15 protein-coding genes are annotated in these 13,815 nt (G+C 63.8%); 14 read left to right on the forward strand and 1 reads right to left on the reverse strand.

Annotated features, from left to right (window positions below; all coding sequences use genetic code 11):
* The first annotated feature begins 41 nt into the window (after positions 1–41).
* The 11 genes from chrA to EJ067_RS21570 all read left to right on the forward strand — a co-directional run bounded on the left by chrA (position 42) and on the right by EJ067_RS21570 (position 9,302).
* Positions 42–1,379, forward strand: coding sequence for a chromate efflux transporter (gene chrA / locus EJ067_RS21525; protein WP_126089690.1), 1,338 nt, complete (start codon positions 42–44; stop codon positions 1,377–1,379).
* A 102-nt stretch (positions 1,380–1,481) separates the two neighbouring features.
* Entirely contained in the window at positions 1,482–2,366 is an 885-nt protein-coding gene (locus EJ067_RS21530) for a dihydrodipicolinate synthase family protein (protein WP_126087259.1), read from the forward strand.
* 23 nt (positions 2,367–2,389) lie between these two features.
* Positions 2,390–3,049, forward strand: coding sequence for a GntR family transcriptional regulator (locus EJ067_RS21535; RefSeq protein ID WP_126087260.1), 660 nt, complete (start codon positions 2,390–2,392; stop codon positions 3,047–3,049).
* A 64-nt stretch (positions 3,050–3,113) separates the two neighbouring features.
* Positions 3,114–4,451, forward strand: a complete 1,338-nt coding sequence (locus tag EJ067_RS21540; protein WP_126087261.1) for an extracellular solute-binding protein — start codon at positions 3,114–3,116, stop codon at positions 4,449–4,451.
* The gene (locus tag EJ067_RS21545) at positions 4,451–5,389 is read left to right on the forward strand and encodes a sugar ABC transporter permease (protein ID WP_126087262.1); all 939 of its coding nucleotides are present in this window, start codon (positions 4,451–4,453) and stop codon (positions 5,387–5,389) included. Before EJ067_RS21540 ends, EJ067_RS21545 begins: the two co-directional genes overlap by 1 nt.
* Positions 5,390–6,211: a carbohydrate ABC transporter permease gene (locus tag EJ067_RS21550; protein WP_126087263.1), complete on the forward strand. Its 822-nt coding sequence runs from the start codon at positions 5,390–5,392 to the stop codon at positions 6,209–6,211.
* Between the two features lie 35 nt (positions 6,212–6,246).
* Positions 6,247–7,305: a sn-glycerol-3-phosphate ABC transporter ATP-binding protein UgpC gene (ugpC, locus tag EJ067_RS21555; protein WP_126087264.1), complete on the forward strand. Its 1,059-nt coding sequence runs from the start codon at positions 6,247–6,249 to the stop codon at positions 7,303–7,305.
* A gap of 12 nt (positions 7,306–7,317) precedes the next feature.
* Positions 7,318–7,452: a hypothetical protein gene (locus EJ067_RS35710; protein ID WP_281058928.1), complete on the forward strand. Its 135-nt coding sequence runs from the start codon at positions 7,318–7,320 to the stop codon at positions 7,450–7,452.
* A 68-nt stretch (positions 7,453–7,520) separates the two neighbouring features.
* Complete coding sequence (locus tag EJ067_RS21560) at positions 7,521–7,817, forward strand: hypothetical protein (RefSeq protein WP_126087265.1); 297 nt, start codon at positions 7,521–7,523, stop codon at positions 7,815–7,817.
* A 46-nt stretch (positions 7,818–7,863) separates the two neighbouring features.
* Entirely contained in the window at positions 7,864–8,394 is a 531-nt protein-coding gene (locus EJ067_RS21565) for a sigma-70 family RNA polymerase sigma factor (protein ID WP_245467999.1), read from the forward strand.
* Entirely contained in the window at positions 8,391–9,302 is a 912-nt protein-coding gene (locus EJ067_RS21570; protein ID WP_126087266.1) for an anti-sigma factor, read from the forward strand. The genes EJ067_RS21565 and EJ067_RS21570 overlap by 4 nt, the downstream gene beginning before the upstream one ends.
* A 242-nt stretch (positions 9,303–9,544) precedes the next feature.
* Here EJ067_RS21570 and EJ067_RS34700 read toward each other — a convergent pair whose 3' ends face one another.
* On the reverse strand, positions 9,545–9,700 hold the full coding sequence (locus tag EJ067_RS34700; RefSeq protein ID WP_189510058.1) for a hypothetical protein: 156 nt from the start codon (positions 9,698–9,700) through the stop codon (positions 9,545–9,547).
* A 555-nt stretch (positions 9,701–10,255) separates the two neighbouring features.
* Here EJ067_RS34700 and EJ067_RS21575 point away from each other — a divergent pair.
* The 3 genes from EJ067_RS21575 to EJ067_RS21585 all read left to right on the forward strand — a co-directional run bounded on the left by EJ067_RS21575 (position 10,256) and on the right by EJ067_RS21585 (position 13,759).
* Complete coding sequence (locus EJ067_RS21575; protein ID WP_126087267.1) at positions 10,256–11,608, forward strand: integrase arm-type DNA-binding domain-containing protein; 1,353 nt, start codon at positions 10,256–10,258, stop codon at positions 11,606–11,608.
* Between the two features lie 451 nt (positions 11,609–12,059).
* Positions 12,060–12,404, forward strand: a complete 345-nt coding sequence (locus tag EJ067_RS21580) for a non-heme iron oxygenase ferredoxin subunit (protein ID WP_210211668.1) — start codon at positions 12,060–12,062, stop codon at positions 12,402–12,404.
* Positions 12,405–12,460: 56 nt separating this feature from the next.
* Positions 12,461–13,759, forward strand: a complete 1,299-nt coding sequence (locus EJ067_RS21585) for a sugar ABC transporter substrate-binding protein (protein WP_189510060.1) — start codon at positions 12,461–12,463, stop codon at positions 13,757–13,759.
* The last annotated feature ends 56 nt before the right edge of the window (positions 13,760–13,815 follow it).

Consider the following 13,815-nt stretch of genomic DNA (forward strand, 5'->3'; position numbering starts at 1 on the left):
TTGCCAAGGACGGCGCCGCGCCGCCGGCCGAGGGCCCGGCCATGCCGACCTTTCGCGAGGCGACGCGGCTCTGGGCGAAGATCGGCCTGCTCTCCTTCGGCGGGCCGGCCGGGCAGATCGCCCTGATGCACAAGGAGCTGGTCGAGGAGCGCCGCTGGATCGGCGAGGAGCGCTTCCTGCATGCGCTCAACTACTGCATGTTGTTGCCGGGACCCGAGGCGCAGCAGCTTGCCGTCTATATCGGCTGGCTGCTGCACCGGACGGCCGGCGGCCTCGTCGCCGGAACATTGTTCGTGCTGCCCGGTGCGCTGGTCATGCTCGGCTTGAGCAGTTTCTACATGCTCTACAATGACGCGCCGGTCATCGAGGCGTTGTTCTTCGGCATCAAGGCAGCGGTGCTCGCCGTCGTCGTCGAAGCGGTGATCCGCATCGGCAAGCGGGCGCTGAAGAACCGGGTCATGGTGGCGATCGCTGTGGCGGCCTTCCTGGCCATCTATGTCGCCAGGCTGCCGTTCCCACTGATCGTGCTCGCGGCAGGCCTGATCGGCTGGATCGGCAGCCGCTTCACGCCGAGCCTGTTTTCGGGCGCGGCGCACGGCAAGGGCAGCGCCGCTGCCGACAGTCGCGGCGTGGTCGATCTAATGTTCGAGCGCGGCGAGCTCGGCCACACCGTGCCTGCCAGGTGGCATGCGGCCCGCACCATCGCGATATGGCTGCCGCTGTGGCTAGGGCCGGTGGCGCTGATCGCCGCGCTGGCAGGGCCGGGAAGCGTGTGGGCGCAGATCGGCGGCTTCTTCAGCCTGATGGCCGTCGTCACCTTCGGCGGCGCCTATGCGGTTCTGGCCTATGTCGCGCAAGCGGCGGTTACCTCGTTCGGCTGGCTTTCACCCGGCCAGATGGTCGACGGGCTGGGGCTCGCCGAAACGACGCCCGGGCCGCTGATCCTGGTACTGCAATTCGTCGGCTTCGCCGCCGCCTATCGCCATGCGGGGGCGGTCAGCCCATTGCTTGCGGGATCGCTGGGGGCGGCGCTGACGCTCTGGGCCACCTTCGTGCCCTGCTTCTTCTGGATATTCCTGGGCGCGCCCTACATCGAGCAGTTGCGGCAGAACAAGGCGCTGTCGGCGGCGCTCGGCGCGATCACGGCTGCCGTCGTCGGCGTCATCATGAACCTGGCGCTGTGGTTCGCGCTGCATGTCGTCTTCGGCAAGGTCGTGAGCGTCGGCTGGGGCGTCGAGGTTCCTGTTTTTTCCTCGCTCGACTGGCGGGCCGCGCTGCTGTCGGCGGCGGCGATGATCGCTATGCTCAGGCTGAAGGTCGGGATGCTGCCGACGCTGGCGGCATCGGCATTGGCGGGATTGGCTCTACAGGCATTGTGAATTTATTTCCGGCCGCCGCCGGCGTGATCAACGGACTGGTTTACAGCTAACATGTTAGTGTGGTAATGCTGCCTGCAGATTGATGAATTGGAGACTTTGCAGGTGGCTTCGCGCTTTGGTCTGTCGGTTGCGCTCACAACTCCCTTTGATGCCGCCGGGCGGATTGCCGTCCCGCTCATGACAGCCCATGCCAAGGCTTGTCTCGAAGCAGGTTGCAGCAGCGTGACGCTGTTCGGCACCACTGGTGAAGGTGCTTCGGTCGGCACGGCGGAGCGGCAGGCGGTCATCAATGCCATGCTTGCTGCAGGCATTCAGGCCGATCAGCTCGTTGCCGGCGTGCTGGTCGATGCGGCGGAAGACGCTGCGGCGCAGTGCCGCCAGGCCTTGCAGCGCGGCGCACGCAACATCCTGCTGGCGCCGCCGAGCTACTTCAAGAATGTCGGCGACGACGGGCTGTTCGGCTGGTTTGCCGCCGTATTCACGGCGCTCGGTCCGCTCGCCCGCGGCATGCTGCTCTACAACATCCCCTCGGTCACGACAGTGCAGCTGTCGCTCGACCTGATCGGCCGCCTGCGCAAGGCGTATCCGGACGTCATCGCCGGGGTCAAGGATTCCGGCGGCGATTGGGCCTACAGCGAAGCGCTGCTCAAGGCGCATGGCGACCTGATCATCCTGATCGGCGACGAACGGCATCTGGCGCCCGCGGTGCGGATCGGCGGTCAAGGCGCGATTTCCGGCATGGCCAATTTCGCCGGTCGCGAGCTTCGCGCCATTGTGGAGAGCGGGCGCGACGATCCCCGTGTGGAGGGCTTCGTCCTCGAGCTGCTCAGGCGTCCGGTCATTCCGGCGGTGAAGGCCATGGTGGCGCGACAGACCGGCGACGAGCGCTGGCTGACGGTTCGGCCGCCGCTCGAGCCGATGGCATTGCAGGAGCGGCAGCAGCTTGGCGCCGCTTACGACCGGCTGTTCGCGACGCAAGCGGCCTGAACGGCAAAGGACGCGGGATCGGCATGGACGATACGAGCGAACCGGCAACTCTGAGGGAAAAGGCCTATGCCAGCTTCACGCGGCATCTTTTGGCCCGCGACCTGAGACCCGGCCAGTTCGTGTCCCAGCGCGAGCTGGTCGCCTTCACCGGCCTGCCGCTCGGCGCCATCCGCGAGATCGTGCCGCGGCTCGAGGCCGAGGGGCTGCTGACCACCATACCGCAGCGTGGCATGCAGATCGCGCATATCGACATCAGCCTGATCCGCGAGGCTTTCCAGTTCCGCCTGTTCATGGAGCGTGAGGCAGTTGCGCTCTTTGCCGTCAACGCTTCCGACGCCGAGATTGCGCAGCTCAAGCGCGAGCACGAGGACATGCTCGCCCAGGCGCTGGCGCAAACCCCGACGCCGGAAATGGAAGCCCAGGCGCAGAGCATCGACTGGGCCATGCATGACACGTTCATCAGCGCGCTGGGCAACGAGATCATCGCCAAGGCCTATCTGGTGAATTCGGTGAAGATCCGGCTGATCCACCAGGAGCGGTTCCGTATCGACGGTCGCGTCGTGCCGGTCATGCGCGAGCATCTGGCGGTGATCGATGCGCTGGAGAAACGCGATCCGCAGAAGGCGGTCGAGGCGATCAGCCAGCACATCGACAATGCGCGCCGGCTGGCGCTGCAGATTTGAGGAAGCAGGACCGCGTCGCAATCGTCGCGGCGCAATCGACAACGACAACAACCGGGAGGAAGAGATGTCGTCCAATCCGTTCAATCCAACCAGGAGGCAGTTGCTCCGGGGAACCGCTGCACTGGCCGCCGCAGGTTTCGCCGGTCTTCGTCCGAGTTTCGCCGCGGGCGTCGACTGGAAGCGCTTTTCCGGCACGACGCTCGACGTCAATCTGGTCAAGAGCCCGCGCAGCGAGAACATTCTGAAGAACCTCGCCGAGTTCGAGGAACTGACCGGCATCAAGGTCAATGCGGAGGCGACACCCGAACAGCAGCAGCGCCAGAAGACGGTGATCGAGCTCAGCTCCGGCAAGCCGAGCTTCGACGTGGTGCATCTCAGCTACCACGTGCAGAAGCGACAGTTCGAGAAGGGCGGCTGGCTGGCCGACATTTCCGGGTATCTTGCCGATCCGGGCCTCACCGATCCGGGGCTGGTCGAAAGCGACTTCGCCGAGGCCGGCATTCAGTTCGCCAAGGACAGCCAGGGCGTGCTGCGCTCACTGCCGTTCTCCGTCGACTACTGGATCCTCTACTGGAACAAGGAGCTGTTCGACGCCAAGGGGCTGAAATATCCCGAAACCTTCGAGCAGCTGGTGGCTGCCGCCGAAGCGCTGACGGATCCGTCCAGCAACACCTTCGGCTTCGTCGCACGCGGTCTCAAGAACGCCAACACGCCGGTCTGGACGTCGCTGATGCTCGGCTACGACATGACGCCGCTCGGCAGCGACGGCAAGCTGCGCACCACTTCGCCGGAAGCAATCGAAGCCGCCAGCCTCTATCAGCGGCTGATGACCAAGGCTGCGCCTCCGGGCGTCGCCGGCTTTAACTGGGCCGAGGCGCAGTCCGCCTTCCTGCAGGGCAAGATCGGCATGTGGTTCGACGGCGTGGGCTTCGCGCCGCCCATGGAAAATCCGGAGAAGTCGCGGGTGGTCGGCAAGGTCGGCTACGGCGTTGTGCCCAAGGGTCCCAAGGCGCATGCCGCGGGCACTTTCGGCGACGGCATCGGCGTGGTTTCCGCCAGCACGAAGAAGGAAGCGGCCTATCTGTTCTGCCAGTGGGCGGTATCGCCTGCCATGGGCGCGCGGCTGCTGCAGGCCGGCGCCGGCGTGCCGTTCCGCAAGTCCGTGCTGGAAGACCCCAAGGTGCGCGAGGGCGTCACCATGCCGCCGAGCTGGCTGGATGCCGTGGTCGGCTCCGGCAACATCAGCCGGCTGGCGCTGCCGGTCATCATCCCGGTCACCGAGTTCCGCGACATTTATGGCGTTGCGCTGACCAACATGATTGCCGGTGCCGACCCGGCGGACGAGCTGAAGAAGGCCACGGAGCAATTCCAGCCGGTTCTCGACAGGAGCGAGCAAGGCTGATGTCCGCCATCGCCCCAGAACGCACGGGGGTGACGACGCAAGCCATCGAAGAGAGCCAGCCGCTTCGGCTGGCTCCCAACTACTGGCCTTTCGTCGTCCCGGCGCTCGTCGTCGTCGGCGCCGTGATTGTCTTTCCCTGGGCCTTCACGCTGTGGATGAGCGTCAACAGCTGGACGCTCGGCCAGTCGCGAAGCTTTGCCGGCATGGAAAACTATCTGCGCCTGGCGACCGATCCGCGCTTCTGGGAATCGCTCTGGCATACCTTGATCTACACCTTCCTGTCGGTCGTCGCGCCAATGTTCCTGGGCACCGTCGCCGCCTTGATCTTCGACGCGAAATTTCCGTTGCGCGGTCTGCTGCGCGGACTTTTCGTGATGCCGATGATGGCCACACCGGTTGCAGTGGCGCTGGTCTGGACGATGATGTTCCACCCGCAGCTCGGCGTGCTGAATTACCTTTTGTCGCTGGTCGGCATTCCGGCGCAGGAGTGGATCTTCAACCCCAACACGGTCATTCCTTCGCTGGTCGCGGTCGAGACCTGGCAGTGGACGCCGCTGGTGATGCTGATCGTGCTTGGCGGGCTGGCATCCGTGCCGCGCGAGCCGTTCGAGAGCGCCGAGATCGACGGCGCCAACGCCTGGCAGCAGTTCCGCTATCTCACCTTACCGATGATCGCGCCGTTCCTGATGATCGCGGTGATCATCCGCACGATCGATGCGTTGAAGAGCTTCGACATCATCTACGCGATGACCCAGGGCGGGCCGGGCACCGCCTCAGAGACGATCAACATCTACCTCTACAACACCGCCTTCTCCTACTACGACATGGGATACGGCTCGGCCATGGCCGTGGTCTTCTTCATCGTCATCGTGGCGCTGTCCTTCATCCTGTTGATGCTGCGCCAGCGCTCGCAATGGATCGACGCGGAGGGCAAATAGATGGGCTCGCGGCTGCTCAACAAGATAGGCCTGTTCTTCGCGGCGCTGGTGCTGGTCTCGCCGGCGATCCTGTTCTTCCTCTGGATGGTGTCGCTTTCGCTGAAGTTCGAGATCGACAACGGCGCCTACCCGCCGATCCTGATCCCTGAGCGCTTCGCCTGGTCGAACTATGCGAAGGTGTTCGAGGAGAACAATTTCCTGCTCTATATGTGGAATTCGGTTCTGGTGACCGGCACGGCAACCCTGCTCGCTCTCTTGATCGGCGTGCCGGCTGGCTACGGCATCGCCCGGCTCAAGGCGGAGCGCTCGGCGATCGTCATCATGATCGCGCGCATGACGCCGGGGCTCTCCTATCTCATCCCGCTGTTCCTGTTGTTCCAGTGGTTGGGGATCCTCGGCACGCTCTGGCCGCAGATCATCATCCATCTGGTTGTGACGGTGCCGATCGTGGTCTGGGTGATGATCGGCTATTTCGAGACGACGCCGATGGAACTGGAAGAGGCGGCCAATATCGACGGCGCCTCGTCCTGGCAGGTGTTCCGGCTGGTGGCGCTGCCGATCGCCAAGCCTGGCATCGTCGTGGCCTTCATCCTGTCGATCATCTTCTCGTGGAACAACTTCGTCTTCGGCGTTGTGCTCGCCAGCCGCGAGACGCGGACCTTGCCGGTCGCCGTCTACAACATGCTGTCCTACGAGCAGGTGAGCTGGGGGCCGCTCGCCGCGGCGGCGCTGGTGGTGACGCTGCCGGTGCTGGTGCTGACCATGTTCGCGCAACGGCAGATCGTCGCCGGGCTGACCGCCGGCGCGGTCAAGGGCGGCTGAGCGCCTGATCCGCCGCCACTTTTTGGAGACACGCAATGGCATCGGTAACCATCAACAACGTGCAGAAGGCCTTCGGCAACGCCAAGATCATCCACGACGTCAGCGTCGATATCGCCGATGGCGAGTTCGTCATCCTTGTCGGACCTTCGGGCTGCGGGAAGTCGACCCTGCTGCGCATGATCGCGGGGCTGGAAACGATCTCGGCCGGCAAGATCGCGATCGGCGAGCGAACCGTGAACAATCTCAGGGCGCGCGACCGCAATATCGCCATGGTGTTCCAGAACTACGCGCTCTACCCGCATATGACGGTGGCCGACAATATGGGCTTCGCGCTGATGATCAAGAAAGCCGATCCGGCCGACACGGCGAGCCGGGTCAAGCGGGCGGCGAGCATCCTCGGCCTCGAAAAGCTGCTCGACCGCTATCCGCGTCAGCTCTCCGGCGGTCAGCGCCAGCGCGTCGCCATGGGCCGCGCCATCGTGCGCGATCCGCAGGTCTTCCTGTTCGACGAGCCGCTCTCCAATCTCGACGCCAAACTGCGCGTCCAGATGCGCGGCGAGATCAAGGCGCTGCATCAGCGGCTCGGCACCACCACCATCTATGTCACGCACGACCAGATCGAGGCCATGACCATGGCCGACAAGATCGTCGTGCTGCATGACGGGCTTGTCGAGCAGATCGGCGCGCCGCTCGATCTCTATGACCGCCCGGCCAATCTGTTCGTCGCCGGCTTCATCGGCTCGCCCGCCATGAACTTCATCCGCGGCCGTATCGAGGAAGGGATCTTCCGCAGCGCCGGCGGGCTGACGCTGCCGCTGCCGGAAGGCATCCAGCCAACCGAGGCCGCGGGAAGGGAACTCGTCTACGGCATTCGTCCCGAACACATCCGGGCGTCCGGCCAGGGTCTTTCCGGCACCGTCACGCTGATGGAGGCGACCGGTTCGGAGATCTTCGCCACGGTCGACTGCGGCGGGGAGGTGATCTCCTGCCTTTTCCGCGAGCGGCTTGCGTTGAAGCAAGGCGAGGCCGTGCGGATCGAGGTCGACCGCGCCTCGGCGCATCTGTTCGACGCCAAGACCGGCCAGCGCATCTGATCGCGGCTGTCCGTGCTGACCGCCCGGAACGACCGCGCCCTGCCGTTCGAACCGTTCGGCAAGGCCGGGGTTGCCGGATCTCCGGGTAGCCTTGGCGACATCGATCACGTCAGCGTGATCGAAAAAAAGCCGGCCATCCGGGAATAAACCATCGGAAATGCCGGTCTTTCGGGCATGCGCCGTTCACCGCGTGCTGGAGACCGAGATGACCTACGATGCCGTTGAGAACGCCGAGAGGCAGCCCGCGGGCGCCCGCCTTTGGCGCACATGGGCTGGAGCAGGGCGCTCCAGCCATCGTCGTTCCTCCGCCGGCCGCGACCGTGCGAGCCGCAACAAAAGTGATCCACGACAATGACGGCGGCATTCTCTTCGCGGTCAGCGATGCGACGTTCCGCTCTGAGGCGCTTGACTCCGGTGACACCTATGCCTTCACCTCCCCCGAAGCAGGCGCCTTCGCCTGCAATCGCGATCTTCACCCGCAGGAGCAGGGACGGATCGCTGCCGCCCGCTGAAGGTGGCCGCAAAGCCCAGGCGGAGGCGCCTGACGGTGGGACTGTGTTGAGCGAAAGAATGCTGGCCGCGCGTTTTGCCGAAGTGGTGCTGCCGCATCTCGGCGACGCGCTGTCGCTCGCCCGCTGGCTGACCGGCAACGCCGCCGACGCCGAGGATGTCGTGCAGGAGGCCTGTCTCAAGGCGCATGCCGGTATTGCCGGTTTTGCCGGCGGCAATCCGCGCGCCTGGCTGCTCACCATCGTGCGCAACGCCTCCTACACCTGGCTGGCGCGCAACCGTCCGCGCAGCGTGGTCGCCGTTGGCGACCTCGCCGATCTCGATGACGTGTCGCCGCCACCTGACAAGGACGCGGACAGCCCGGAGGCGGCGCTGATCGCCAAGGCCAACTCGGCGGCGGTGGAAGCAGCGATCGCGAGGCTGCCGGACGCGTTTCGCGAAACGCTGGTGCTGCGCGACATGAACGGCCTCAGCTATCGCGAGATCGCGGCGATGCTCGGCGTGCCGCAAGGCACGGTGATGTCGCGGCTGGCGCGGGCCCGCAGCCTGCTGATGACGGAACTTGGAGGTCGCCCATGAGCCCGCGTGAGAATGGCCCGCGTGAGGACGGATTGCCGGAAGACCCGCAGGATATGAAGCTGATGATCCATGCACTTGTCGATGGCGAGCTCGATGCAGCGGCGGCGCTTGCCGTCGAGCGCCGCATCGCCGCCGATCCGGAGCTTGCCGCCGAACATGCGCGCCTCCTCGCGCTGCGCACGGCTGTCGCCGGCGTGCCGCGGCCGGCGGTCAGCGACGACTTCCTGGCGCGCATCGCGGCCATCGCCGAGGCGAAAGGTTCCGACGAAGCCGAGGCAGCGCAGGCCGGCGCCGTGACGGCGCAGCCGCAACAGCAGGACAAGGTCATCGAGATGCGGCCGCGCGCTTCGGCACGCTGGTTCAACGCTTTCGACTGGCGCCAGATGGCGGCTTCGATCGTGCTGACGGCGTTTCTCGCCAGCGGCGCGACGCAGTGGCTGATGGTGGAGAATACGCCGGACAGTTTCGCGGTCGCCGTCGCCAACGGCCATCGCCGCAGCCTGCTCGCGGCGAGCCCGGTCGACATCGTCTCGTCCGACCGGCACACGGTGAAGCCGTGGCTCGACGGCCGGATCGGCGTGTCGCCGCCGGCGCCAGACATGGCCAAGGACGGCTACGCGCTGCTAGGCGGCCGCGTCGAGGTCATCGGCGACAGGCCGGTGCCGGCGCTGGTTTACCGCCACCACGAGCATCTCATCACGCTGGTGGCGGCGCCGCGGCAGAACGAGGCCAAATCGGTGCCGGTGGCGGACGATCTCTCGGCGGGCGGGTTCCTGCTGGTCCACTGGACCGACGGCGCCTTCTCCTACTGGGCGATCTCGGACGCCGAACGGCAGGCACTCGACGATTTCGTCGCCCGCTTCCGGGCGGCCGCCATCGCCAATCCGGCGGCGGGCAGCCCGGGTTAATACCTTGCCGGCAAGCTAGAGCGTTTCAGCGATTCATAGAATCGCCGAACCGCCCTAAGTATTTGTTTTTACGCAATTCCCGACGGAAAACCGTTACACACTTTTCCTGGAATTGCTCTAGGCATCGACGATATAAAATTGGTGAGCCCGACTGGGAATCGGACCGGTGACCGCCATCGCACCAGCGTCTGGATCCTCGGCGGGCTTGGGTGGCCAGAACGACGCGACTGATGATGGTGCGTTTACGCGCTCGTCCCCCGGTTCGCCTCGGCCAACTCGCCGAGCGCCCGCTCGATCCTGGCGATAGATTCATCAATCCGGCCGAGGAGAACCAATGCCTGATAGGTCAAGGCGACCTTGGCCTGTGGGTGCAGATCGCTGGCCTTCGCGGCCGCCATGTCAAATCTTGGATTCGGGATCATTGGACAGCCTTAGTGCGCGGCGGGGTGAACTTCGGGCACCAGGAACAATTGGCGGGCGTTTTTGGTTCCGACACAGTTCGAGACAGGCTGTCACACAGCGTCAAACAACAGGCCTTTGCGGCAGTGGCAGCTTGAGGCTAGTGCTGCACGAAGGCGGAACTGCCCGGCTGGCCGCAACAGACATTGCGGTGATCACAGACGAGGGCTTGTCGTGGACATGCTGGCAACGCGACAGCCGCGGAGCAAAGGTGGCGATGGTGTGTGTAGGGGACGTGGCGGTGGGCGTCGGGCTGGACTCTAGTCTCAAAACGCTAGCATGGTGATCCCGACAGGAATCGAACCTGTGACCTACAGATTAGGAATTTGTCCGATGGCCTATCCTGTTGTTTCTCGATGCACGTCATTGTGCGATCGAACTCCCCATAATGCATTCAACTTGTTGCATTTTTCGTGCTTCGTGGCTATCGTAGCGTAGACATACCAACAGATCGAATTCAGCGCAATCGCCGTACTAATGCCGTACTAGCTGCCATGACTGACCTTCGAATCTCCCTCAACGACCGCACAGTCGCGAGCCTCGAGTTGGCGACGTCAGGCCAATATTTTGCCCGGGACACCGATCTGCCGGGCTTCATGGTGCTTGTGGGCAAACGGCGAAAGACATTCGTTGTCCAAGGTGAGCGGAGGAAGGCTGGGCAGCGGCTGTCCGTCCGCATGAAGGTTGCCGAAGTCGGAGACCTTACGACACGCAAAGCGCGGGCGAAGGCCAGGGACATTCTGGGAAAGATCGCCAGCGGGGTTGATCCTCGCCCATCGAGGCAAGAGCCGGAGGCCGATGCGGCCACCTTGGATCTGCCATCGATCGGTGCCCCCACGCTGCGCATTGCCTGGGAACGCTATCGTGACGGGCACATGAAGAAGAAGGGCAGGAGCGATGGGACGATCAACAACTATCGCGACCACGTCGAGCGGCTGCTGGTCGACTGGCTCGATGAGCCGCTTGCCAAACTGGGCAACGATCCTTCCTTGGTGACGGCACGGCATGAAAAGCTGACCAAGGAAAACGGCGCCTACATCGCCAATGGCTGCATGCGAACATTGCGCGCCGTCTACAATCATGCTCGCAAGGCCGCTCGCACACTGCCCGCGGACAACCCAGTCTCAGCAATAGACTGGAATGCCGAACACCGCCGCAACTCCGCGCTTGGACTGTCAGACTTGGAAGGATGGTTCACCCAACTCGCGGCATTGAAGAACCCCATCCGGCGGGAGTTCCATCTGTTCATGCTTCTCTCAGGCCATCGCCCTGAAGCGATCAGGAAGGCACGGGTCGAGCATGTCGATTTTCGCGCGCGTGTCCTGCACATACCCAGGCCGAAGGGTGGTGAGGTCAAGGCTTTTGACATACCGCTCTCGAACGCCATGATCCGCTGTCTGGTTCGCGTGATACGCATTGGCCGAGCCCTCTATGAAGAGCAATCGCGCGACTGGCTCTTCCCGGCCGACAGCGGAAGCGGTCACATGGCCGAGCACAAGGAGAAACGCGACGACCTGTCGAAATGGGGCAATGACCTGCGGCAGACTTTCCGCACAGTCGCCCAAGCCACCGGCATTGCGGAACTGGACGTTCACCTTTTGATGAACCACTCGATCCCGGGCGTTAATGCAGGATACATCACACGCAACAAGCTGCTGAGTGATCACCTGCGTCATCAGCAGGAGGCCATTTCACGTCGGATACTCGAAGCGGGGCGTTCGCGAGAGAACGAACCGGAGCCCCGCACTTCTGCCTGGCCCGCGCTCCCGGCCAGACGCATCCTTGATGAACTGATAGCGGCAAGGATTAGCACAGTGCCACATTCCACCGGACGTAGCGCGAGTTGATGGCAGCTTTGCGCCGATCTCGGTCGTGGAGATCGACTTCGCAAGTTCCTGAAAGCAGACCTTGGCGGCGAAAACGCTGCGTGTCGCGGCTGCGCTAAAATAGCCGAACTCCCGGCGCAGTGGTCAGGTTTCGGCCCCAACGCGCCGCTCGCCTCTGTTAACGGGGATCGATTTCGCAGCTCGGCTGCGACTGTGCCGCAAGCGCCGACTCGCCTCACGCGATGATGACAGGCCCCTTCGGCGCCTGGCTCGCGCCGCCTCCGTGTGCCGCGACCCGCTGAAACTGCAATCCAGTCGCCGATGATCTACGGGCTCCCCGCCGTCGCTGTGGCGAGCGGTCCGCTCGGTACCCCTTATCGGAGTCATCAATACCGACATTCTTACAATGAATTGGCCGCGTATGGAAAGACAACGAAAATAAACGAAACAGAATGACGACTGCGAGGAATGAATGGCGGCGGGAACGACAACAACGGACATGCAATGGATACAGGCGATCCGCGTTGACAGCCTGCCCGTCGGCGACGCCACGCGCGTAGAGCACGCCGGGGCGTGCATCGCAATCTTCAATCTCGGCGGCAGATTTTACGCGACGGCCGGCGTCTGCACCCATGCACACGCATTTCTTTCCGAGGGCTACATCGATGGCCAGACGATTGAATGCCCGCTGCATCAGGGACTGTTCCATATCCCGACCGGCATGCCGCTTTCGCCGCCGGTCACCGAGCGGCTGAAGACTTACGAAACCAAGGTGGCGGACGGCTACGTCCACATCCTGGTGGGAGGAGGAGACTAGCACTGACTTCTTCGGGACATATCCCGGGCTGAAACCAAAATATGGGAGGAAACCTAATGCTGAAACTATCACGCCGTCATCTCTTGAAGACGGCTGCGACACTGACCGTGCTTGCTGCCGCCCCGCTGGCAATCGCTCCAGCAGCCGCTGAGGAGTCGGTCCATTCCGTCATCAACGCGCTCATCAAGAAGTATTCCGACGAAGCGAAGGCTGGAATGTCGAATGGGGACGTGAGCGCGCTGTTCGAGAAAGACGGCTTTCGTGACTACCTTGACGTCTACCCCGTGGGCGAACTCGCCGGCGGGTTCGTATGGAAGCCGGGCATGGGTGCGAGTTTCGCCGGCCCCTACAGCAAGCTTCAGATCAAGTCGCCTTTCACCGACTACCTGCCGCTGGCGGAAGGTCCGGTGCTGGATCACAACAAGAATTACCGCATAGGGCTGGTCTTTCATGGCTTCAACCACCCTTGGCTGATCAGCCTCGCGGACACCGCCGCCTGGGAGGCCAAACGCCATCCCAACATCGAGCTCGAGGTGATCGACGCCGAGTTCGACGACAACAAGATGGGCCAGGTCATCGATACCTGGATCGCCAAGCAGTATGACGGCATCGTGCTTTGGCCTAACCGCGAAGCGCCGATGGGGCCACCGGTCGATCGCGCCATCGCGGCCGGCATCCCGGTGGTGAGCCTCGATCGCCGCACTTCATCCGAGCAGATCAGCTCGGAGGTGCTTGGCAACTTCTATGCCAACGGTCTGCAGCAAGGCCTCTATCTCAAGCATGCCGCGCCCGAGGGCAACATCATCTTCAATCGCAAAGATCTCGGCAGCACGGCAGACTCGATCCGCACCGGCGCCTTCCTGGAGGCGATCGGCAATACACCTGGCTACAAGGTGCTGGCCAACTATCACACCAACAGCCAGCGCACGCTGGCCTTCAAGTCGACGGCGGATGCGCTGCAAGCCTTCCAGGACATCTCGGTGTCGTTCAACACCGGCGGAGAGGAAGCCATGGGTGCACTCGACGCGATCCGCGAGGCAAACCGGCTGAACAGCGCTCCGGGCGGGAAGAAGATCATGATCCTCGCCAATGACGATGCCCGCGAGGTGCTGAAGGAAATCAAGACCGGCAACATCGAGATGGTGTCGCCCTACACGCCGCTGATCGGCGACATCGGCATCCGCGCCGTTGTCATGCATATCGGCGCCAAGGCAGGCCTCAACGAAGCGCCGCCGAAGCTCATCATGACGCCCAACCTGCCGATGATCACCAAGGAGAAGATGAACATCGAGGGCATCGAGACGCTGACGCCGGACGAGTGGCCCTACGCCTACGGTCCGGAAGTCGCGGGCTGATCGCCAGCTCCCATGCGCCTGCCGGATTCTCTGGTGAGGACCGGCAGGCGCTGACC

Source organism: Mesorhizobium sp. M1D.F.Ca.ET.043.01.1.1, assembly GCF_003952385.1.
Lineage (GTDB): Bacteria > Pseudomonadota > Alphaproteobacteria > Rhizobiales > Rhizobiaceae > Mesorhizobium.